The 20,762-nt window shown below is 69.6% G+C and carries 18 protein-coding genes; 8 read left to right on the forward strand and 10 right to left on the reverse strand.

Annotated features, from left to right (window positions below; all coding sequences use genetic code 11):
- The first annotated feature begins 22 nt into the window (after nt 1–22).
- Nucleotides 23–799 carry a class I SAM-dependent methyltransferase gene (locus tag SACAZDRAFT_RS07470; RefSeq protein ID WP_005440223.1) on the forward strand — a complete coding sequence of 259 codons (777 nt, stop codon included), beginning with the start codon at nt 23–25 and terminating at the stop codon, nt 797–799.
- Nucleotides 796–2,313 carry a 1,4-alpha-glucan branching protein domain-containing protein gene (locus SACAZDRAFT_RS07475; RefSeq protein WP_005440225.1) on the forward strand — a complete coding sequence of 506 codons (1,518 nt, stop codon included), beginning with the start codon at nt 796–798 and terminating at the stop codon, nt 2,311–2,313. Before SACAZDRAFT_RS07470 ends, SACAZDRAFT_RS07475 begins: the two co-directional genes overlap by 4 nt.
- On the opposite strand, the gene SACAZDRAFT_RS07480 is transcribed toward SACAZDRAFT_RS07475, so the two are convergent.
- Nucleotides 2,288–4,063: a glycoside hydrolase family 2 protein gene (locus SACAZDRAFT_RS07480; protein ID WP_005440234.1), complete on the reverse strand. Its 1,776-nt coding sequence runs from the start codon at nt 4,061–4,063 to the stop codon at nt 2,288–2,290. The genes SACAZDRAFT_RS07475 and SACAZDRAFT_RS07480 overlap by 26 nt on opposite strands.
- Nucleotides 4,064–4,133: 70 nt before the next feature.
- Here SACAZDRAFT_RS07480 and SACAZDRAFT_RS07485 point away from each other — a divergent pair, with 70 nt between their 5' ends.
- The gene (locus tag SACAZDRAFT_RS07485) at nt 4,134–5,384 is read left to right on the forward strand and encodes a glycosyltransferase family 4 protein (RefSeq protein WP_005440236.1); all 1,251 of its coding nucleotides are present in this window, start codon (nt 4,134–4,136) and stop codon (nt 5,382–5,384) included.
- A 14-nt stretch (nt 5,385–5,398) separates the two neighbouring features.
- On the opposite strand, the gene SACAZDRAFT_RS07490 is transcribed toward SACAZDRAFT_RS07485, so the two are convergent.
- Nucleotides 5,399–5,857 (reverse strand): nuclear transport factor 2 family protein, encoded by a 459-nt coding sequence (locus SACAZDRAFT_RS07490; RefSeq protein ID WP_005440238.1) that lies wholly within the window; start codon nt 5,855–5,857, stop codon nt 5,399–5,401.
- A gap of 46 nt (nt 5,858–5,903) precedes the next feature.
- Here SACAZDRAFT_RS07490 and SACAZDRAFT_RS07495 point away from each other — a divergent pair, with 46 nt between their 5' ends.
- Nucleotides 5,904–6,467 carry a TetR/AcrR family transcriptional regulator gene (locus tag SACAZDRAFT_RS07495; RefSeq protein WP_005440240.1) on the forward strand — a complete coding sequence of 188 codons (564 nt, stop codon included), beginning with the start codon at nt 5,904–5,906 and terminating at the stop codon, nt 6,465–6,467.
- 122 nt (nt 6,468–6,589) lie between these two features.
- On the opposite strand, the gene aceB is transcribed toward SACAZDRAFT_RS07495, so the two are convergent.
- Nucleotides 6,590–8,194, reverse strand: a complete 1,605-nt coding sequence (aceB, locus tag SACAZDRAFT_RS07500; RefSeq protein WP_005440243.1) for a malate synthase A — start codon at nt 8,192–8,194, stop codon at nt 6,590–6,592.
- A gap of 35 nt (nt 8,195–8,229) precedes the next feature.
- Nucleotides 8,230–9,516 (reverse strand): isocitrate lyase, encoded by a 1,287-nt coding sequence (aceA, locus tag SACAZDRAFT_RS07505; RefSeq protein WP_005440245.1) that lies wholly within the window; start codon nt 9,514–9,516, stop codon nt 8,230–8,232.
- A gap of 217 nt (nt 9,517–9,733) precedes the next feature.
- Between aceA and SACAZDRAFT_RS07510 the strand changes: the two genes are divergently transcribed.
- Nucleotides 9,734–11,164 carry a short-chain fatty acyl-CoA regulator family protein gene (locus SACAZDRAFT_RS07510; protein WP_005440247.1) on the forward strand — a complete coding sequence of 477 codons (1,431 nt, stop codon included), beginning with the start codon at nt 9,734–9,736 and terminating at the stop codon, nt 11,162–11,164.
- Between the two features lie 54 nt (nt 11,165–11,218).
- On the opposite strand, the gene SACAZDRAFT_RS07515 is transcribed toward SACAZDRAFT_RS07510, so the two are convergent.
- Together SACAZDRAFT_RS07515 and SACAZDRAFT_RS07520 are read right to left on the reverse strand one after the other, a co-directional pair.
- Nucleotides 11,219–12,538: a M14 family zinc carboxypeptidase gene (locus tag SACAZDRAFT_RS07515; RefSeq protein WP_005440248.1), complete on the reverse strand. Its 1,320-nt coding sequence runs from the start codon at nt 12,536–12,538 to the stop codon at nt 11,219–11,221.
- Between the two features lie 401 nt (nt 12,539–12,939).
- Nucleotides 12,940–13,695, reverse strand: a complete 756-nt coding sequence (locus SACAZDRAFT_RS07520; RefSeq protein WP_005440249.1) for an acyltransferase — start codon at nt 13,693–13,695, stop codon at nt 12,940–12,942.
- Between the two features lie 52 nt (nt 13,696–13,747).
- Between SACAZDRAFT_RS07520 and SACAZDRAFT_RS07525 the strand changes: the two genes are divergently transcribed.
- Together SACAZDRAFT_RS07525 and SACAZDRAFT_RS07530 are read left to right on the forward strand one after the other, a co-directional pair.
- Nucleotides 13,748–14,710: a nucleoside hydrolase gene (locus SACAZDRAFT_RS07525; protein WP_040927935.1), complete on the forward strand. Its 963-nt coding sequence runs from the start codon at nt 13,748–13,750 to the stop codon at nt 14,708–14,710.
- Nucleotides 14,711–14,799: 89 nt separating this feature from the next.
- Complete coding sequence (locus SACAZDRAFT_RS07530) at nt 14,800–15,951, forward strand: C40 family peptidase (RefSeq protein WP_040927701.1); 1,152 nt, start codon at nt 14,800–14,802, stop codon at nt 15,949–15,951.
- Nucleotides 15,952–15,980: 29 nt separating this feature from the next.
- Here the strand turns inward: SACAZDRAFT_RS07530 and SACAZDRAFT_RS07535 are convergent, their stop codons facing one another.
- From SACAZDRAFT_RS07535 to SACAZDRAFT_RS07545, 3 genes are read right to left on the reverse strand one after another with little or no spacing between them, the layout of a single operon-like run.
- The gene (locus tag SACAZDRAFT_RS07535) at nt 15,981–16,388 is read right to left on the reverse strand and encodes an arsenate reductase ArsC (RefSeq protein WP_005440252.1); all 408 of its coding nucleotides are present in this window, start codon (nt 16,386–16,388) and stop codon (nt 15,981–15,983) included.
- Nucleotides 16,385–17,464, reverse strand: a complete 1,080-nt coding sequence (arsB, locus tag SACAZDRAFT_RS07540; RefSeq protein WP_005440256.1) for an ACR3 family arsenite efflux transporter — start codon at nt 17,462–17,464, stop codon at nt 16,385–16,387. Before arsB ends, SACAZDRAFT_RS07535 begins: the two co-directional genes overlap by 4 nt.
- Nucleotides 17,461–17,826 carry an ArsR/SmtB family transcription factor gene (locus SACAZDRAFT_RS07545; RefSeq protein WP_005440259.1) on the reverse strand — a complete coding sequence of 122 codons (366 nt, stop codon included), beginning with the start codon at nt 17,824–17,826 and terminating at the stop codon, nt 17,461–17,463. The genes arsB and SACAZDRAFT_RS07545 overlap by 4 nt, the downstream gene beginning before the upstream one ends.
- 81 nt (nt 17,827–17,907) lie before the next feature.
- Here SACAZDRAFT_RS07545 and SACAZDRAFT_RS07550 point away from each other — a divergent pair, with 81 nt between their 5' ends.
- Entirely contained in the window at nt 17,908–18,321 is a 414-nt protein-coding gene (locus SACAZDRAFT_RS07550; RefSeq protein WP_005440260.1) for an ArsI/CadI family heavy metal resistance metalloenzyme, read from the forward strand.
- 8 nt (nt 18,322–18,329) lie between these two features.
- Here the strand turns inward: SACAZDRAFT_RS07550 and SACAZDRAFT_RS07555 are convergent, their stop codons facing one another.
- Nucleotides 18,330–20,747: an ATP-binding cassette domain-containing protein gene (locus SACAZDRAFT_RS07555; protein ID WP_005440262.1), complete on the reverse strand. Its 2,418-nt coding sequence runs from the start codon at nt 20,745–20,747 to the stop codon at nt 18,330–18,332.
- Nucleotides 20,748–20,762: the final 15 nt, after the last annotated feature.

A 20,762-nucleotide genomic window follows, 5' to 3' on the forward strand; every position in this document is an offset into this window, starting at 1 on the left:
CGAGCGGCGGGAGTACGTGCCTGTGTCAGGGAGCACCGCAGAGAGGGCGATCGCCCTGCATCTCACGGGTGAGCGCACCGTCCCCGGCGTGCCCGAGGAGAACTACTGGTTCCGCAGGCACGAGGTCGCCTATCACGCGCTGGCACCGTTCTGCCGCGACGCGGTGGTGCTGGAAGCCGGGTGCGGGGAGGGCTACGGCGCGGCGCTGCTGGCCGAGCACGCCCGGTCGGTGCTCGCGCTGGACTACGACGAACCCACCACGGCACACGTCGCCCGACGGTATCCGGAGCTGGGTGTCGTGCGGGGCAACCTCGCGACGCTGCCCGTGGCGACGGGGTCGGTGGACGTCGTGGCCAACCTGCAGGTCATCGAGCACCTGTGGGACCAGTCCGGGTTCCTCGCCGAATGTCACCGGGTGTTGCGGCCCGGCGGGCGCCTCCTCGTGACGACGCCGAACCGGCTCACGTTCACCCCGGACTCGGACACCCCGCTCAACCCGTATCACACCAGGGAACTCTCACCGTCCGAACTGGATGAACTCCTGCGCGGGTCGGGCTTCGCCGTCGAGCAGCTGCTCGGCGTCCACCACGGCCCCGCACTGACCGAACTGGACCGCCGACACGGCGGTTCGATCATCGACGCGCAGCTGGCGGTCGTCATGGGGAGCCTGCCCGGGCAGGCGGCGTGGCCCGAGGAGCTGCTGTCGGACGTCGCGGCGATCACCGCGGACGACTTCGTGCTCCACCCCGACGATCTCGACGCGAGTCTCGACCTCCTCGCCGTGGCGGTGCGACGATGACCGACTCGCAAGGCACCTTCTGCCTCGTCCTCCACAGCCACCTGCCGTGGCTTCCGCATCACGGGAACTGGCCCGTCGGCGAGGAATGGCTCTACCAGGCGTGGGCTCACTCCTACGTTCCCGTGATCGACCTGCTGCGCCGGTTCGCCGACGAGGGACGACGGGACGTCCTCACCCTCGGCGTCACCCCGGTCCTGGCCTCCCAGCTCGACGACCCCTACGCGTTGCGCGCGTTCCACGAGTGGTTGGGCCACTGGACATTGCGCGCGCAGCACGCGGCGACGCTGTGGCGGGGCGACGAGCTGCTGTCCGACCTGGCCGCCGCCGAGCACCGCACCGCGCATCACGTGCTCGCCGAAGCAGAGACCACGTGGCGGCACGGGTTCTCGCCGATCCTGCGGTCGCTCGTGGACTCCGAGGTCCTCGAACTGCTCGGCGGGCCGGCGACCCACCCGTTCCAGCCGCTGCTCGATCCTCGGGTGCGGGGCTTCGCGCTCCGCACGGGGCTGGCGGACACGACACTGCGCGTCGGCCACCGCCCCGAGGGCATCTGGGCGCCCGAATGCGGCTACGCGCCCGGCATGGAACACGACTACGCCGCCGCGGGGGTGCACCGCTTCCTCGTCGACGGGCCGTCCCTGCGCGGCGACACCGCCGCCGCCCGCACCGTGGGCGACTCGGACGTCGTGTGCTTCGGCCGCGACCTGGAGGTCACCTACCGGGTCTGGTCGCCGAAGGCCGGGTACCCGGGGCACAGCGCCTACCGCGACTTCCACACGTGGGCACACGAGGTGGGGCTCAAACCGTCGCGCGTCACCGGCAAGCACGTCGCGCCCGAGGACAAGGCGCCGTACGACCCGGCGCTGGCGGCCGACGCCCTGCGCACGCACGTCAAGGACTTCGTCGAGACCGTGGTGCGCAGGCTCAAGTCCCTCCGCGAACAGCACGGGCGCCCTGCCCTGGTGGTGGCCGCCTACGACACCGAGCTGTTCGGGCACTGGTGGCATGAAGGTCCACAGTGGCTCGAAGGAGTGCTTCGCGCGTTGCCCGAGGCGGGGGTGCGGGTCACGACCCTGCGCGGGGCGCTCGAGGCCGGGCACCTCGGCGGTCCTGTCGACCTGCCCGCGTCGTCCTGGGGCTCCGGCAAGGACTGGCGGGTGTGGGACGGCGAGCAGGTCGCCGACATGGTGCAGGCCAACGACGAGCTGCAGAAACGGCTGCTGGCACTCCCGGTGCCGGGGGCCGCGCGCGACACCGTGGCCGACCAGGCCGTCACCGAGGGGATGCTGGCGTTGTCGAGCGACTGGGCCTTCATGGTCACGAAGAACTCGGCCGCCGACTACGCGCGCAGGCGCGCCCGCGACCACACCCAGCGGTTCGACGCGCTCGCCGAGGCGTTGCACGCGGGTGCCCCCGACGCGCGACGCCTCGCCGAGCGCTACCGGGCGAGCGCACTGCCCTTCGGGCATCTGGACGCCCGCGACCTGCTCAGTCCGGCGAACCCGCGGCGATGACGGCGCGGTTGCGTTCGGCCACCACCGGCACGGCCACCTTGACCACTCTGCGGTCGTAGGTCAGCAGACCGTTGACCTCGTTCTCCACGTCGGTGACCTGGGTGTAGACGGCGCCGGACAGCCGGTCGCGCGCCAGCGCCTCCAGCTCGGTGCTCAGCTCCACGTAGCGCTCGGTGAGCCGGTCGCGGTCGGAGACCATCTCGTAGGCCATCGGCTCGCCGGGCCAGGTGTGGCCCTCGACGACGAGCCCGACACCGCCGAACTCGCCGTCCACCACGGCCCTGCGGTCGTCGGGCGCGAGTTCCGGCCGCCCGGGCCCCACGTACGTGTGGTCGTCGTACACGTCACCGGCTCCCGAGTCGGGGTGCGAGTGACAGCAGTTCACGCCGCTCGCGGCGACGACCACCCGAGCGGGGTCGAGCTCCTTGACCTCCTCGGTGATGCGCACGGTGTCGTACTCGCCCCAGCCCTCGTTGAACACCACCCAGACCACGAGGGAGGGGACGTTGCGCAGTTGGTGCAGCATCGCGCGCAACTCGGTCTCGAACCGCTCGCGTGCCACGGCGACGGGCGGAGGCTGCGGGCCGGGCGGATTGTCGAGGACCACCGGCAACGACGGCATGTCCTGCCACACCAGCAGCCCCAGCCGGTCGGCCCAGTGGTACCACCGCATCGGCTCCACCTTGACGTGCTTGCGCACGCTGTTGAAACCGAGCGCCTTGATGCGGTCGAGGTCGAAGCGCAGCGCCTCGTCGGTGGGCGCGGTGAAGATGCCGTCCGGCCAGTAGCCCTGGTCGAGCGGTGCGTTGAGGAAGACCGGCCGGTCGTTGAGCAGGATGCGAGGCGGCGACTCCGCCCCCGGCCTGCCGACACGGATCGTGCGCAACGCCGTGTAGCTCTCGACCTCGTCGAGCACGGTGCCGTCGTCGTCGACCACGCGCACCGTCACGTCGTAGAGGTGCGGGTGGTCCGGGCCCCACAGCTGCGGGTCGGGCACGTCGAGGCGCAGCCGCTCGCCGGGAGTGCCCCGGGCGGAGGCGACCTGCTCGCCGCCGAAGGCGACCGCGACGTCCACCGTCACCCCGGGACGTGCGCCCGCGACGTGGGCCACGAGGTCGAACCCGTGGAGGTCGGGCGTGAGGTCGAGGTCGGCGACGTGCGTGGCCGGCACCGCCTCCAGCCACACGGTCTGCCAGACACCCGAACAGCCGGTGTAGAGGATGCCGCCGGGCTGGTTGGCCTGCTTGCCGACGGCGAACGTGCCCCGGTTGCCGTCGTCGTCGGCCCGGACCAGGACCTCCTGCTCGGCGTCCGGCCGGAGCACGTCGGTGATGTCCACGGTGAAGGCGGTGAAGCCTCCCTCGTGCCGGGTGAGCAGCTGGTGGTTGACCCAGACGGTGGCGATCTGGTCGACCGCGCCGAAGTGCAGCAGCATCCGGCCTCCGCGCCATTCGGGCGGCACGTCGAACGTTCGGCGGTACCACATCTGCTCGTCGCGGCGGCCGATGCCGGAGAGCAGGGACTCGGGCGGATAGGGCACGAGGATGCGCTCGCCGCGGTGCACCTCGCCGGAGGCGTCGCGGCTCACGTAGTCCCAGAGCCCGTTGAGGCTCCGCCACGTCGGTCGGGTCAGTTGGGGGCGAGGGTGCTCGGGATGGGCGTTGTCGGGGCTCACCTGGTACGTCCACGGGGTCGTCAGCCCTGACGTCGTGGACGCTGTGGACGTCACGGACTTCGCTTCTTCGCTCATCCCCTCCGATGCTGGCACAGAAGAGGGACTGGCCGCCGCCGGCGAAGCGACCGGTGAGTAACCTCGCCATATGCGCGTGTTGATGCTGTCGTGGGAATACCCGCCGGTGGTGGTCGGAGGGCTCGCCCGGCACGTCCACGCGCTGGCCCGCCATCTGGTGCGCGGCGGGCACGAGGTGGTGGTGTTGTGCAGGCACGCCGCGGGCACCGACGCCGAGACCCACCCCACGACCGACGAGGTCGTCGACGGCGTCCGGATCGTCCGCGTCGCGGAGGATCCCCTGCACGTGACGTTCGAGCGTGACCTCGTGGCCTGGACCCTCTCGATGGGCCACGCCATGATCCGGGCGGGCACGGAGCTGTTCCGCACCTGGCGGCCCGACGTCGTGCACGCCCACGACTGGCTGGTCACGCAGCCCGCCATCGCGCTGGCCGAGGCGGCGGGCGTACCGCTCGTCGGCACGGTCCACGCCACGGAGGCGGGCAGGCACTCCGGCTGGCTGTCCCACCCGCTCAACCAGCAGATCCACTCCGTCGAGTGGTGGCTCGCCAACCGCGTCGACGCCCTGATCACGTGTTCCGAGGCGATGCGCCGCGAGGTGGCGCACCTGTTCGACCTCCGGGACGACGCGATCACGGTGATCCACAACGGGATCGAGGAGCGCGACTGGTGGGTGGGTCGCGACCACGTCGCCCGTGTCCGCTCGGCCCACAGCCCCGACGGTCCCCTGCTGCTGTTCTTCGGCCGCCTCGAATGGGAGAAGGGCGTGCAGGACCTGCTCGACGCCCTGCCCGAGATCCGGCGCAGGCATCCGGGCACCCGGCTCGTGGTGGCCGGCGCGGGACGGCACCGCGACGAGCTTGTGGCCCAGACCGTGCGCTTGTCGTTGGACGACGCCGTGGACTTCGTGGGACACCTGCCCGACGGCGAACTGCGCGCGGTCCTGGCGGCGGCGGACGCCGTGGTCCTGCCGAGCCGTTACGAGCCGTTCGGCATCGTGGCACTGGAGGCGGCAGCGGCCCAAGCTCCGCTGGTGGCCTCGACGGCCGGTGGGCTCGGGGAGCTCGTCGTCGACGGCGAGACCGGCCTCGCCTTCTCGCCCGGCGACGTCACGGGCATCGTGCGGGCGGTCGACCTCGTGCTGGCCGACGCCTCCGCGGCGTCGCGGCGAGCGCACGCGGCGCAGTCGCGGCTGGCGGCGGACTTCGACTGGTCCCGCATCGCCGAGGAGACCGTCCGGGTCTACCGCCGCACCAAGCCCGGGCCGCCGCAGACGCTCGGCCGCCCCAAGATCGCCACCGGCAACGCGTTCGAGCCGTAGACCCGGGCCGGAGCTCAGAACACCGGCAGCGCCAGGCCGCGCTCGCTGTCCGGCCGGGGTCCGAAGATCCTCCGTTCGGACTCCTCGATCGGGTAGTCGTTGATGCTGGCCTCGCGGCGGCGCATCAAGCCCTCGTCGGTGAACTCCCACAACTCGTTGCCGTAGCTGCGCCACCACTGTCCCGTGTGGTCACGGCTCTCGTACTGGAAGCGCACCGCGATGCGGTTGCCGCGAAAGCCCCAGAGTTCCTTGCGGAGCGCGTAGTCGAGCTCGCGTTCCCACTTCTCCGTCAGGAAGGCGACGATCTGCTCCCGGCCCACGAGGTGGCGGTCGCGGTTACGCCACACGGAGTCCTCGGTGTAGGCGAGCGCGACCCGCTCGGGATCGCGGGTGTTCCAGGCGTCCTCGGCAGCCTGGACCTTCTGCGCGGCCGTGTGTTCGTCGAAGGGCGGGAACGGAGGGCGTGATGTCATGACACCAGCGTAGAGAATGATCGTTCTCCATGCCAGAGTGAACCGCATGGACGTCGAGGAAGCGACACGCCGCGTGTTGGCCGCGGCCGAGGAACAGTTCTACGAGCGCGGCATCCAGGCCGTGGGGATGGACACCATCCGGTCGCGCTCCGGGGTGTCCCTCAAACGGCTGTACCAGTGCTTCCCGTCCAAGGACGACCTCGTGGCCACCTACCTGCGCCGCCGCGACACCCGGTGGCGTGCGGAACTCGCCGAGTACGTCCAGGCGCACGCCGACTCGGCCGAGGACAGCGTGCTCGCGGTGTTCGACTGGCTCGGGAAATGGTTCCACCGACCGGAGTTCCGCGGGTGCGCGTTCGTCAACTCCTTCGGGGAGCTCGGCGGCGTCTCACCCGTCGTCGCCGAGGTCGCACGCACGCACAAACAGGCCGTCGGCGAGTACCTGCGCCACCTCGTCGAGCCGCTCGGTGTGTCCGATCCGGACGGACTCGCCGCCCAGCTCGCCGTGCTGGTGGAAGGGGCGATGGTCCTCGCGGCCGTCACCGGCGACCTCGACGCCGCCGCCCGGAGCCGGGCCACCGCCGAGCTGCTCCTCGCCCACTCCCACTGACGGCGAAGGGACCGGAAGAGACGCCGCCCACCGGACTCCCGGTGGGCGGCGCCCCTCACGGCCCCCACAGCAGGCGCGCTGCTCCCTCGATGACCTCCGGCCGTTGTCCGGCAGCCAGGCGATCAGTTCTGCGTCGTCAGGTACCGAGCGTAGGCACCTGTCGTGAGGAAGCTCGGCAACCTGTCCGACAACGCCGTCTCGACGAAGATCTCCCGTGCCTCGGCCAGCCGGTTGTCCGGCCCGAGGTCGGCGTGCACGTCGGCGAGTTCGGCATCCAGCCACTCCGTCACCCGCTCGTGGGTGACCGCGGTGCCGTCGGTCAACTTGGTTCCGTTGTGGACCCACTGCCACACCTGGCAGCGGGCGATCTCGGCCGTGGCGGCGTCCTCCATGAGGTTGAAGATCGCCGCCGCTCCGGTACCCCGCAGCCACGCGTCGATGTAGCGCAGTGCGACGTTGATGTTCGACCGCACGCCCTGCTCGGTGACCTCGCCGCCCGCGCTCGCCACGTCGAGCAGGTCCTCGGCGGACACGACGACGTCCTCGCGCAGCTTGCCGAGCTGGTTCGGCCACCCGCCGAGCACCTCGTCGAACACCTCCCGGCAGACCGGGACCAGACCGGGATGGGCGACCCACGACCCGTCGAAGCCGTCACCGGCCTCGCGTTCCTTGTCCTGCCGAACCTTCTCCAGCGCGGTGGCGTTGACCTCCGGGTCGCGGCTCGGGATGAACGCCGCCATCCCGCCGATCGCGTGCGCGCCCCGCTGGTGACAGGTCCGCACCAGCAGTTCCGTGTAGGCCCGCATGAACGGCACCGTCATCGTGACCTGCGCCCGGTCCGGCAGGACGAAGTCCGCGCCGTGCGAGGCGAAGGTCTTGATGATGCTGAAGATGTAGTCCCAGCGGCCCGCGTTCAACCCGGCCGCGTGCTCGCGGAGTTCGTAGAGGATTTCGTCCATCTCGAACGCCGCGGTGATCGTCTCGATCAGCACGGTGGCCCGGACGCTGCCCCTCGGGATGCCGAGCTCCTCCTGCGCCAACACGAAGACGTCGTTCCACAGCCGCGCCTCGTGGTGGCTCTCCAGCTTCGGCAGGTAGAAGTACGGTCCGCTGCCCCGCGCGAGCAACTGCCGCGCGTTGTGGAAGAAGTAGAGCCCGAAGTCGACGAGACTGGCCGACACGGGACGGCCGTCGATCCGGATGTGCTTCTCCACCAGGTGCCAGCCGCGTGGCCTGGCGACGATCGTGGCCGGCTCGTCGCCGATCACGTACCGCTTGCCCCGGTCGGTGAAGTCGATGTTTCGCCGGATCGCGTCGTACAGGTTGAGCTGGCCCGACACGACGTTGTGCCACGTCGGCGACGTCGCGTCCTCGAAGTCGGCGAGCCACACCTTCGCGCCCGAGTTCAGCGCGTTGACCGTCATCTTCCGGTCGGTGGGGCCCGTGATCTCCACCCTGCGGTCTTCGAGACCGGGGGCGGGCTGGGCGACCTGCCAGGACGGGTCGCTGCGAATCCACCGGGTCTCCGGCAGGAAGCCCAGCGTCTCCTCCCCCGCGGCCAGCCGCTCCCTGCGTCGACGCCGAGCGTCGAGCAGTTCCCTGCGGCGGCCCGCGAAGGCGTTGTCCAACTTCGCGACGAACTCCAGCGCCGCCGGCGTGAGGATCTCGTCGTAGCGCTCGCGCATGGGACCGGCGACCTGCAGCCGGCCGTTCATCGTGTCAGCCATGTCTCGTCCCCTTCGAGCGGGTGACGCAGTTCGTCCTAGAACTGCTCTTCTTCGGTGGAGCCCGTCAGCGCCGTGGTGGAGCTCTCGGGGTTCAGGGCGGTGCTCACCAGGTCGAACCAGCCGGTGCCGACCTCGCGCTGGTGCTTCGTGGCGGTGTAGCCGCGGTCCTCGGCGGCGAACTCGCGCTCCTGGAGGTCGACGTAGGCGGTCATGCCCTCGTTTGCGTAGCCCTTGGCCAGGTCGAACATCGAGTAGTTCAGGGCGTGGAATCCGGCCAGCGTGATGAACTGGAACTTGTAGCCCATGTGGCCGAGCTCGCGCTGGAACTTCGCGATGGTCGCGTCGTCCAGGTGCTTCTTCCAGTTGAACGACGGCGAGCAGTTGTACGCGAGCATCTGGTTCGGGTGCTTGGCCTTGATCGCCTCGGCGAACTGGCGCGCGACCTCCAGGTCCGGGGTGGACGTCTCCATCCACAGCAGGTCGGCGTATTCGGCGTAAGCGAGGCCACGCTCGATGCAGGGCTCGATGCCGTTACGGACCTCGTAGAAGCCCTCCGAGGTACGGGTGCCCGTGAGGAACTTCCGGTCGCGCTCGTCGACGTCGCTGGTGAGCAGCGTCGCGGCCTGCGCGTCGGTGCGCGCGACGATCAGCGACGGCACGTTCAGCACGTCGGAGGCCAGACGAGCCGCGTTCAGCGTGCGCTCGTGCTGCTTGGTGGGGATGAGCACCTTGCCGCCGAGGTGACCGCACTTCTTCTCGGACGCGAGCTGGTCCTCCCAGTGCACGCCCGCGGCACCGGCGGCGATCATGCCCTTCATCAGCTCGAAGGCGTTGAGCGGGCCGCCGAAGCCGGCCTCGGCGTCCGCGACGATCGGCGCGAACCAGTCGATGTCGGTGTTGCCCTCGGCCCAGGTGATCTGGTCGGCGCGCGTCAACGCGTTGTTGATGCGGCGCACCACGGCGGGGACGGAGTTGGCCGGGTAGAGGCTCTGGTCGGGGTAGGTCTGGCCGGAGAGGTTGGCGTCGGCGGCGACCTGCCAGCCCGACAGGTAGATGGCCTTCAGCCCCGCACGGACCTGCTGGACGGCCTGGTTACCGGTCAGCGCACCGAGCGCGTGGATGTAGTCCTCGGTGTGCAGGAGGTTCCACAGCTTCTCGGCACCGCGGCGGGCGAGCGTGTGCTCCTCGACGACGCTGCCGCGCAGCTTGACCACGTCCGCAGCGGAGTAGGAGCGCTTCACGTCCTGCCAGCGGGGGTTGCTCTTCCACTCCTGCTCCAGGGCGGCCGCTTCCTGCTCCAAGCGGGTCTGCTTCTCCGTCATCGCTTTCACTCCAACTTTGCGAACGTTGCGATCACTCGCCTGTTAACGGCGACCATGACATGCGCTGCACAAACAACACCAGAGCTCCAACTTGCGAAGTTGTGCGAATTTCTCGTAGCATCCTGTGAACGTTGCGAATGCCCATGTTCACAACGCCGTGCAATCCGGGATCTTGACCGTTTCCGGACAGGAAATCCTTCACAAGGGATTCGATTCAGTGGACAAGACTTTCGCCGGAGCGCGGCTCCGCCACCTCAGGCAGAGCCGCTCGATGAGCCAGGCCGACCTGGCCCGGCTACTCGAAATCTCGCCCAGCTACCTCAACCAGATCGAGCACAACACCCGGCCGCTGACCGTTCCGGTACTGCTGCGCATCACCGAGGCGTTCGGGGTCGACGCCGAGTTCTTCGCCGACAACGACACCTCCCGGCTCGTGGCCGACGTCCGGGAAGCCCTGCTCGACGAGTCCGTGGGAGCCGACGTCTCCCCCGGCGAGATCAACGACCTCGCGAAGAACCTTCCCTCGGTGGCCGAGGCGCTGGTCAAACTGCACCGCAGCTACCGCAATGCGGTCGAGACCACGGCCGCCCTTGTCACGGAGGACGGTCGCGGCGTCCACGGCAGCCCCGCCGCCCCCCTGCCCCACGAGGAGGTGCGCGACTTCTTCTACGAACGCGAGAACTACGTGGGCGAGCTCGACGAGCGCGCCGAGAAGATGTACCGCGAGCTGGGTCTGCGCCGCGACGAGATCCGCAACGGCCTGCGGGACCGGCTGGCCGAGCACTACGGCGTCACCGTCACCAGCGAAGGACTCAACCTCGCCGCGGGCGAACAGCACCGCTACGAACCCGAGGGAAAGATCCTCCGGATGGCGCCGACCCTGCGCATCGGCCAGCAGACGTTCCGCATGGCCTCACAGATCGCGCTGCTGGAGTACGACGACCTCATCACCGAACTCGCCGACTCGTGGGCGTTCTCCGGGCCGCCCGCGCGCTCCCTGGCGCGCGTCGGGCTGGCGAACTACTTCGCGGGCGCGTTGATCCTGCCCTACCGCGACTTCCACAGCGCCGCCGAACGGTTCCGCTACGACATCGAGCTGCTCTGCGAACACTTCGGGGTCGGCTTCGAGACGGTGTGCCACCGGCTCTCGACCCTCCAGCGCCCCAAACTGCGCGGCATCCCGTTCTCGTTCGTGCGCGTCGACCGCGCGGGCAACATGTCGAAACGCCAGTCGGCCGCCGGTTTCCACTTCTCCCGGGTCGGCGGCGCGTGTCCGCTGTGGATCATCTACGAGGCGTTCACCCGCCCCGGGAAGGTGCTCAGCCAGGTCGCGACACTGCCCGACGGCAAGGGCTACTTCTGGATCGCGCGCACCGTCTCCCGCAACATCGGCGGGCACGGGAGTCCGGGCAAGATGTTCTCGGTGGGGCTGGGTTGCGAACTCCGCCACGCGCACCGGCTCGTGTACTCGTCGGGCCTGAACCTCGACGACCGGACCGCCGCCACCCCCATCGGCATCGGCTGCAAGGTGTGCGAGCGTCCCGCGTGTCCGCAGCGGGCGTTCCCGACGATCGGCAAGCAGTTGACGGTGGACGAGAACACCAGCACGTTCGTCCCCTACCCCGCGGTGCCCAAGCCGGAAGCCTGAGCCCCACCTCGCGCACCGGGCCGGACCGGGCCTCGGTGCGCGAGGACGCCGCGGCTACCGGGGCGAGGACACCGCCGCCTCCGCGATGGCGTCACTGCCGATGCTCGGCCCACGCGGCGGGATCGCGTCGTAGTCCGCCGGGTCGAGCGTGTCCACCCGACCGCTGGCGAGCGCGGACAGCATGCCGTCGAGGCCGATGTAGACGGAACGGGTGAGCACCGCCCGGTACTGCTGTCCGAGCGTCTGCGTCTGCCCGCGGACCTCGAACAGCACCGTGCCACTCCCGTTCAGCGCGAACGCCCCGAGGCCCGTGCCCGGCAGGTTGGTGTCCTGCGGATAGAGCGTCACGTTGCCGAACAGCGGCCGGTTGTTCGCCGCGCCCTGCAGCGCGTTGTAGACGGCCACGTTGAGGCGCTTGGAGTAGTCCAGGTCGTAGTCCGCCGCGTACTGCTCGTACCCGGGCATGGTGGCCGGGTCGTCGACGAACTTGCCCGAGATCGACAGCGTCACGAACTCGTCCGGGTCGTCCGGCATCACGTAGCAGGCACCCTGGTGGTGCAGGTCGACATAGGTGTCGACCGTGCCGAACTCCGCCGTGAGCCCGCGGTAGACGTCGCGCACCGTCCGGCTCTCCGGCGTCAGGTACCAGCCGGTGGACGCCGAGTCGCCCGGGAAGTCCTCCGCGCGCGGCACGTAGTTCAGGTCCGGGTGGTAGTCACGGTTGGTGTCGAACCCGGGCCGCTCGGAGTAGTCGTCGCCCTGCAGCGTTCCGGTGTAGTAGTTCCACGCGGGCTCGCTGCCGCGCAACTGCGGGAACCGGGCCGTCGCCTCCGCCCACGTCATGTCGTTGCCACGCCGGTCGAGCTCCGCGCCGTCCGGGTTCATCTTCGGGATCGCGACGATGGTCAGCTCGTCGAGCCAGCGCTTCGCCTTCGCCGAGTCGCTGGTGGACAGCCAGTCCAGCAGGTCGAGGATCGCGTCGGTGCCGGTCTTCTCGTTGCCGTGGATCTCGCTGGTGATCAGCACCGCCTTAGGACCCGTACCCACGCGCGCACTCCAGATCTCGCGCCCGCGGTTGCTCATCCCGACCTGCTCGACCTCCACCCGGCCGTCGCTGTTGCGTTCGATGCGGTCGAGTTCGATGCCGAGTTCACGGTGATCGGTGAACTCGTTGATCGGCAGGTCGCGCGGCTCGTCGCTGCACTCGGTCGCGAACGTGAGGTCGGACGGTTGAGGGCGGTCGAGCTGTGTCGAGTAGGCGGGGAGGTCGGACGTGTCGGTCGGGCCGGCGACGGCCGGGGACGCGGGCGCGAGCAACGCGACGATCCCGGCTCCGGCCAGCACCGCACGTGTGGAACGTCTGAATGCTGCCACGAGCGACTCCAGGTCAGCAGGGACTACCCCTTCGCGGAGTAATCGGCTCATCACGGACGAAAGTTAGTTCTAGCAACGAACGACCTGTCCGCAAAAGGGCCGCCGCCGGATAGGTCCGATTCCGCCCGGCTCGAAAACCACCGTGTCCGCGAGTTGCGTACGCGTGTCCGCACTTCCCGTACGCGTGTCCGCGCCTCCCGCACGCGTGTCCGCGTGTCCCGTACGCGTGTCCGCAGCTTGAGGCGCGACCCCGCTCAGAGCACGGACGCCTGCCGGCTCCAGGTGTTGGCTGCCTGCTCTCGTTCGCGCCACCGATCACCGAAGACGCGTACCTCACGTGCGATGACGCGTACGTGAGACGCGAACACCCGTACGCAACTCGCGGACACGATGTTCAGGGGTCAGGCTTCGCCGAGGGTCTTCTTCAACGCCTTGTTCGCCTTGCGGGCCATGTCCTTGACGGCCTCGCGGCGTTCGGCGTCGGCCTCGTAGTCGGCCCTGCGGTCGCGGACGACGCGCGCCGGCGAGCCCACCGCGATGCCGTAGTCGGGGATGTCGCCCCGCACCACGGCGTGGGCCCCGAGCACGCACCCCCGACCCACCCGGGTGCCGCGCAGCACCGACACCTTCGTGCCGATCCAGGTGTCCGGGCCGATGCGCACGGGCGATTTCACGATGCCCTGGTCCTTGATCGGCCGCGTGATGTCGGTGGTGACGTGGTCGAAGTCGCAGATGTACACCCAGTCGGCCACGAGCGTCGCCGCGCCGATCTCGATGTCGAGGTAGCCGTTCACCACGTTCTGCCTGCCGAACACGGCCTTGTCGCCGATCCGGAGCGAGCCCTCGTGGCAGCGGATGGCGTTGCCGTCGCCGATGTGCACCCAGCGCCCGATCTCCATGCGCCCGTAGCCGGGACGGCAGTGGATCTCGACGTTGCGGCCGAGGAACACCATGCCGCGCAGCACGATGTGCGGGTTGGCCAGGCGGAACTTGAGCAGTCGCCAGTACCGGACGAGGTACCAGGAAGTGAAGGCGCGGTTGCGCCACACCCAGCGCAGCGAGTCCGCTGTGAGGAACCGAGCCTGCTGGGGATCGCGCCGCGACCGGCGCCACGCCTGCACCCGCGAGAGCACGGGAGAACCCCACATCGACGTCATGGGGAGGAACCGTAACGTGTGGCGTGGAGCGAGGAACGAGGGAGTGTGGCGCGTGGTGACCAAGCTCGTGATCGACACCGACCCGGGAGTGGACGACGCCTTCGCGATCGCACTCGCGGCGCTGAGCGAGGACGTCGAGCTGCTCGGTGTGACGACGGTGTTCGGCAACGTGGGCCTCGACAACACGACGCGGAACGCGCGCCGGGTCCTCGCGTTGTGCAAGCGCGGTGACGTGCCGGTGGCCGAGGGCGCCGCTCGTCCGCTCGTGCATCCGCATCCCCACAGGGCCCGCTACGTGCACGGCGTCGACGGGCTGTCGGGGCGTTCCGCGGCGCTGCCGGAACCCGAACGTCCGGTGGAACGCGGCGGCGCCGTGCGGTTGCTGGCGCGGCTGCTGGAGGACTCCGACGACCCGGTCACCATCGTGCCCATCGGGCCGTTGACGAACATCGCGACGCTGCTCGCCGCCCGGCCCGACCTGCACCACAAGATCGCGCGGGTGGTGATCATGGGCGGCGCGCTCCTGCACGGCAACACGAGCGCGGCGGCCGAGTTCAACATCTGGAGCGACCCGGAAGCCGCGCAACGCGTCCTCGGTGGCGGCGAGGTGCCCTGCGTGCTGGTGCCGATGGATTTGACCTACCGGTGCGCGGTCGACCGGGCCTGGCTGGACGCGCTCGCCGCCTCCGGTCCCGTGGGCGCCGCGCTCACCGCGTTGACGCCCGACTACCTGGCCCACTACCGCAAGGCGCTGGGGTGGGACGGGATGGTGCTGCATGACGCGGTGGCGGTCGCGGAGGCGATCTCCCCGGGCATTCTGCGGACGGAGGCGGTGCCGGTGGCGGTGGAGACGTCGTTCGGCCCGGCCCGCGGCGCGACGCTCGTGGACCAGCGGCGTCCGGAACTGCGTGCGGACACCGAGGTGCCCGAGACCGGCGCCCCGGTCAGCGTGGCGGTGGACACCGACGTGGACGCGTTGCGGACGTTCTTCGCGGAGCGGCTCACGCTGAGCTGATCGGGCCACTCGACCGGGCAGGTTCGCGATCTCCCCCGTCTCGGGTATGTCCTCACGCACCGTGGCCGTTCGCTCCTTATGCTGTGCACATGAGTGCGCGCGGCGGGCCACGGAACAGGCGACTGGTGATCGCGGCGGTCGCGGCAGCGGTGGTGGCGGTCGCCGTCGTGGTCGTCGCCCTGCGGTTCGGTCCTCAGGGCGCCGAGGGGACCGCCGCCTCACAACCGGCCCCCCGAACGTCGTCGTCCTCCTCGCAGTGGACGGAGCCGGGCACGCCCACGAGCACCGCTCCCCCGGCGTCCTCGGTGCCCGCGGACTCGGGTCTGACGTTCGAGAAGTGGGTCGACGACGTCGCCGACTGGCTCGACATCCCGCGCCGGGCGATGTACGCGTACGCGACCGCGACGGTGACGCTCGACGAGGAGCGACCGGACTGCAATCTCTCGTGGGTCACCCTGGCGGGTGTCGGCCGCACCACCACGAACCACGGCCGGGTCGAGGGCGCCGGCGTCACCGACACGGGCGAGATGTCGAAGCCCCTCGACACGGTCGAGGTGCGCGACTTCGCCGGTGAGGTGGTCTCCGAGCCGGGGGCGGCGGGACCGTTGCAGCTCTCACCCACGGTGTGGGAGCGGTTCAAGGCGAGCCCGGACGGCGACGAGCCCGACATCCAGAACATCGACGACGCCGCGTTGACCGCGGGTCGAGCCCTCTGCGACGGCGGGCGCGATCTCTCCGCCGGTGACGACTGGCTGGCCGGTGTCGCGGCGCTGCAGGACCAGCCGCTGTTCCTGCACCGGGTGCTGGCCACGGCCAACGTCTACGGCACGGTCGGTCAGAGCCGCACCAAGCCGAACGCCACCGCGCTGAAGGCGGTCACGTTCGCCATCGACAAGATCGGCCTGCCGTACGTGTGGGGCGGCAACGGCACCGAGAAGGGCGACGCCGGGTTCGACTGCTCCGGCCTGACCACCGCCGCGTACGCCGAGGCGGGTGTCGAGCTCATGCGCACGGCGCACACGCAGTACCACAGCGTGCCGATGGTGGACCGCGGCGACGACCTGCAGCTGGGCGACCTGATCTTCTTCGGCGACCCGGGCACCAAGATCCACCACGTCGGCATCTACATCGGCAACGACCAGATGATCGACGCGCCGACGTTCGGCCAGGCCGTCCAGGTGCACAACTACCGCAAGCCGGGCGACAGTTACGCGGGGGCGGGCAGGCCCACGGCCGCGTAGCGGCGGTCGTTTCTCCGGCCGCCCTGAGGTCAGGTGCTGGAGACGAGTTCGGCGAGAAGGTCCCGGATGCGACGGTCGATTTCGTCGCGGATCGGACGGATCTCATCGATTGACTTCCCGGCGGGGTCGTCGAGTTGCCAGTCGAGGTAGCGCTTGCCGGGAAAGACGGGGCAGGCGTCGCCGCAGCCCATCGTGACGACGACGTCCGCCGCCCGCACGGCGTCGGTGGTCAGCAACTTGGGCGACGCTGCGGACAGGTCCAGGCCGAGCTCGTGCATGGCTCGGCTGACGGCGGGGTTGATGTCGTCGGCGGGAGCGGAACCGGCGGAGCGGACGACGATCCGGCCTTGCGCGTGGTGTTCGAGCAGCGCCGCCGCCATCTGGGAGCGTCCGGCGTTGTGGACGCAAACGAAGAGAACTTCCGGCTTGGCGGTCACGATGCCTCCGTGGTCGAAGCGGTGAAACGGCGGCGCAGAGCGAGTGAGACGTAGACGAGCGCGACGAGGACCGGCACCTCGATGAGAGGCCCGACCACTCCGGCGAGCGCCTGTCCGCTGGCGGCGCCGAAGGTGGCGATCGCAACGGCGATGGCGAGCTCGAAGTTGTTGCCCGCGGCGGTGAACGCCAGCGTGGTGGTACGGGCGTAGTTCAACCCGGCGGCCTTGCCGACGGCGTAGGAGACGGCCCACATGATCGCGAAGTAGGCGAGCAGCGGCAATGCGATGCGGACGACGTCGAGCGGGCGGGACGTGATCTGCTCCCCCTGCAGGGCGAACAGGATCACGATGGTGAACAGCAGCCCGTACAACGCGACCGGCCCGATTTTCGGCAGGAACCGGGCTTCGTACCAGTCGCGTCCTTTGGCACGTTCGCCGAGCCGCCGGGTCAGATATCCGGCCACGAGTGGGATGCCGAGGAAGACCAGCACGTTCGCGGTGATCTGCCAACCGGACACCGCGAGGTCGGTCTGCGGCAGGCCGAGCCAGCCCGGCAGCACCGACAGGTAGAACCAGCCGAGCGCCCCGAACATGATCACCTGGAAGACGGAGTTGAGAGCGACGAGCACGGCGGCGGCCTCACGGTCTCCGCAGGCGAGGTCGTTCCAGATGACGACCATGGCGATGCACCGGGCAAGCCCCACAATGATCAAACCGGTGCGGTATTCGGGCAGGTCGGGCAGCAGCAGCCAGGCGAGGGCGAACATCAACGCCGGACCGAACAGCCAGTTGAGCACCAGCGACGACAGCAGGAGCTTGCGGTCGCCGGTGACAGTATCGAGCCGGTCGTAGCGAACCTTCGCCAACACCGGATACATCATCACCAGCAGTCCCAGCGCAATCGGTAGCGAGATCCCGTCGATGGCCACGGCGTTGAGCGCGCCCTCGAGACCCGGAACCCAGCGTCCGGCGAGCAGACCGACCACCATCGCAGCGGCGATCCACACCGGCAGGAATCGGTCGAGGCCCGACAGCTTCGCCACGACGGCCGACTGAGTCGTGTCGGCGGTGCTCACGCGGTCGCCACCCCCGCCTCGCCGGGTGTCAGTACCGCCGACAGGCGGGCGAGAACCTCCGGATGCACGCGGTAGTAGACCCAGGTACCTCGCCGCTGACCGGTGATCAGACCCGACTCACGCAGCACCTTCAGGTGGTGGGAGATCGTCGGTCCGCTGAGGTCGAAGGCATCGGTCAGATCGCAGACGCACACCTCTCCTCCGGCGCGGGAGGCGATCAGGGACAGCAGCCGCAGCCGCACGGGGTCGGCCATCGCCTTGAACAGCCGGGACAGCTCCACGGCCTGCTCGTCGGTCAGGGGTTCCCGGGCCAGAGGTGAACAGCAGGCGTCCATCGCCGCCACCGGCAGCTGTTTCGACATGCTTCTATCTTGACATTCTTCGAATCAAGGGAGCAAGCTGGATCTCGCCTGTTTCGACGAACATCTATCCAAGGAGGAACGATGTCGCGCGTTCAGCTCGCACTGCGAGTCGGCGACCTGCCGAAGTCGATCGAGTTCTACTCGACGCTCTTCGACACCGAGCCCGCCAAGCGGCGGCCCGGCTACGCGAACTTCGCCATCACCGAGCCGCCGCTGAAGCTGGTCCTGCTCGAAGGCGAGCCCGGTCAGAGCACGGTGCTGGACCACCTCGGTGTGGAGGTGGAGTCGACCGAGCAGGTCGACCAGGCCACCACGCGGCTGACCGGCGAGGGCCTGCGGACGCTGGTCGAGAACGGCACCACGTGCTGCTACGCCCGGCAGGACAAGGTCTGGGTGCACGGCCCGGGCGGGGAACCGTGGGAGGTCTACACCGTGACCGGCGACTCGACCACGTTCGGCGCGGACGCCGCCACCACGGACACCTGCTGCGCCTGACCCGCGACTCAGCCCCCGACGTACTCCGCGAGGTGCCGACCGGTGAGCGTGCTGCGCGCGGCCACGAGGTCGTGCGGTGTGCCCTCGAAGACGATCCGGCCGCCGTCGTGACCGGCGCCGGGACCGAGGTCGATGATCCAGTCGGCGTGCGCCATCACCGCCTGGTGGTGCTCGACGACGATGACCGACTTCCCCGAGTCGACGAGCCGGTCGAGCAGACCGAGCAGGTGCTCGACGTCGGCCAGGTGCAGGCCGCTGGTCGGCTCGTCCAGGATCAGCACCCCGCCGTCGGCGGCCATGTGCGTGGCCAGCTTGAGCCGCTGCCGCTCACCGCCCGACAGGGTCGTGAGCGGCTGGCCGAGCGTGAGGTAGCCGAGCCCGACCTCGGAGAGGCGCTGCAGGATCCGGTGCGCGGCCGGGATGCGCGCCTCGCCGTCGGAGAAGAACTCCTCCGCCTCGGCCACCGACATCACGAGCACCTCACTGATGTCGCGCCCGCCCAGCCGGTACTCCAGCACCGACGTTTGGAACCGCTTGCCCTCGCACTCCTCACAGGGGACCGGGACACCGGCCATCATCGCGAGGTCGCTGTAGAGGACGCCCGCGCCTCCGCAGTTCGGGCACGCACCCTCCGAGTTGGCACTGAACAGGCCCGGCTTCACCTTGTTGGCCTTCGCGAAGGCCTTCCGGATCGGGTCGAGCAGTCCGGTGTAGGTGGCCGGGTTGCTGCGCCGGGATCCCTTGATCGGGCTCTGGTCGATCGACACCACGCCCGCGTCGGCGGGTATCGAGCCGTGCACGAGCGAACTCTTGCCGGAGCCGGCGACCCCGGTGACGACCACGAGCGTCCCCAGCGGGATGTCGACGTCCACGTTCCGCAGGTTGTTCGCCGTCGCCCCTCGGATCTCCAGCGCCCCCGTGGCCGTGCGCACGCTGTCCTTGAGCCGGGCCCGGTCGTCGAGGTGCCGTCCGGTGAGGGTGTCGCTCGCGCGCAACCCGTCGAGAGAGCCTTCGAAGCAGATCCGGCCGCCGTCCGTGCCCGCCCCGGGCCCGAGGTCGACGACGTGGTCGGCGATCGCGATCGTCTCCGGCTTGTGCTCGACGACGAGCACCGTGTTGCCCTTGTCCCGCAGTCGCAGCAGCAGCGCGTTCAACCGCTGGATGTCGTGCGGGTGCAGGCCGATGGTGGGCTCGTCGAAGACGTAGGTGACGTCGGTGAGCGACGAACCGAGGTGGCGGATCATCTTGGTGCGCTGCGCCTCACCACCCGAGAGCGTCCCCGACGACCGGTTGAGCGACAGGTACCCGAGACCGATCTCCACGAACGAGTCGAGTGTGTGCTGCAGCTTCGTCAGCAACGGCGCCATCGTCGCCCGGGCGCCGCCTCCCTCGGATGCGGCGAGACCTCGCACCCATTCGGCCAGATCGCTGATCTGCATCGCGCACGCGTCGGCGATGCTGATGCCGTCGATCTTCGACGAACGCGCCTTCTCGCTGAGCCGGGTGCCGTCGCACTCCGGGCACACCGCGAACGTCACCGCCCGGTCGACGAACGCCCGGATGTGCGGCTGCATCGACTCGCGGTCCTTGGACAGGAACGACTTCTGGATCTTCGGGATCAGGCCCTCGAAGGTGAGGTTGACGCCCTCGACCTTGACCTTGGTCGGCTCCTTGTACAAGAAGGCGTCGAGCTCCTTCTTCGTGAAGTCGCGGATCGGCTTGTGCGGGTCGAAGAAGCCCGACTCGGCGTAGAGCCGCACCGTCCAGAAGCTGTCCGACTTCCAGCCGGGGATCGTGAACGCGCCCTCGGCGATCGACTTCGAGTCGTCGTAGAGCTGGGTGAGGTCGATGTCGGACACCGAACCCATGCCCTCGCAGCGCGGGCACATCCCGCCGGTGACGCTGAACTCGCGCCGCTCCTTCACCGTCCTTCCGGCCTTCTCCATCGTCACCGCACCGGCTCCGCTGACCGACGCGACGTTGAACGAGAAGGCCTGGGGCGAGCCGATGTGCGGCTCCCCGAGCTTGCTGAACAGGATGCGCAACATCGCACCGGTGTCGGTGACCGTGCCGACGGTGGAGCGGGGGTTGGCGCCGATGCGCTCCTGGTCGACGATGATCGCGGTGGTCAGTCCGTCCAGGACGTCGACGTCCGGGCGCGCCATCTGCGGCATGAAACCCTGCACGAACGCGCTGTAGGTCTCGTTGATCAGTCGCTGTGACTCGGCGGCGATGGTGCCGAACACGAGGGAGCTCTTACCCGAGCCGGAGACACCGGTGAACACGGTCAGACGCCGTTTCGGGATCTCGACGCTGAGGTCGACGAGGTTGTTGACGCGGGCGCCGTGCACGCGGATGACGTCGTGGCGATCGGCGGCAGGGACCGCAGACGAGGTGTCGGGCTGCGGTTCCGTCGTCGTGCTCATCGGTGGCTCCTCCCC

The organism is Saccharomonospora azurea NA-128 (genome assembly GCF_000231055.2).
GTDB lineage: Bacteria > Actinomycetota > Actinomycetes > Mycobacteriales > Pseudonocardiaceae > Saccharomonospora > Saccharomonospora azurea.

Bases quoted from the DNA above. Each gene is read 5' to 3' on its own strand.
- SACAZDRAFT_RS07530 (WP_040927701.1), top strand. From the start codon at position 14,800: ATGAGTGCGCGCGGCGGGCCACGGAACAGGCGACTGGTGATCGCGGCG.
- SACAZDRAFT_RS07550 (WP_005440260.1), top strand. From the start codon at position 17,908: ATGTCGCGCGTTCAGCTCGCACTGCGAGTCGGCGACCTGCCGAAGTCG.
- SACAZDRAFT_RS07485 (WP_005440236.1), top strand. From the start codon at position 4,134: ATGCGCGTGTTGATGCTGTCGTGGGAATACCCGCCGGTGGTGGTCGGA.
- aceA (WP_005440245.1), bottom strand. From the start codon at position 9,516: ATGACGGAGAAGCAGACCCGCTTGGAGCAGGAAGCGGCCGCCCTGGAG.
- SACAZDRAFT_RS07555 (WP_005440262.1), bottom strand. From the start codon at position 20,747: ATGAGCACGACGACGGAACCGCAGCCCGACACCTCGTCTGCGGTCCCT.
- SACAZDRAFT_RS07545 (WP_005440259.1), bottom strand. From the start codon at position 17,826: ATGTCGAAACAGCTGCCGGTGGCGGCGATGGACGCCTGCTGTTCACCT.
- SACAZDRAFT_RS07490 (WP_005440238.1), bottom strand. From the start codon at position 5,857: ATGACATCACGCCCTCCGTTCCCGCCCTTCGACGAACACACGGCCGCG.
- SACAZDRAFT_RS07480 (WP_005440234.1), bottom strand. From the start codon at position 4,063: ATGAGCGAAGAAGCGAAGTCCGTGACGTCCACAGCGTCCACGACGTCA.
- aceB (WP_005440243.1), bottom strand. From the start codon at position 8,194: ATGGCTGACACGATGAACGGCCGGCTGCAGGTCGCCGGTCCCATGCGC.
- SACAZDRAFT_RS07475 (WP_005440225.1), top strand. From the start codon at position 796: ATGACCGACTCGCAAGGCACCTTCTGCCTCGTCCTCCACAGCCACCTG.
- SACAZDRAFT_RS07520 (WP_005440249.1), bottom strand. From the start codon at position 13,695: ATGACGTCGATGTGGGGTTCTCCCGTGCTCTCGCGGGTGCAGGCGTGG.
- SACAZDRAFT_RS07495 (WP_005440240.1), top strand. From the start codon at position 5,904: ATGGACGTCGAGGAAGCGACACGCCGCGTGTTGGCCGCGGCCGAGGAA.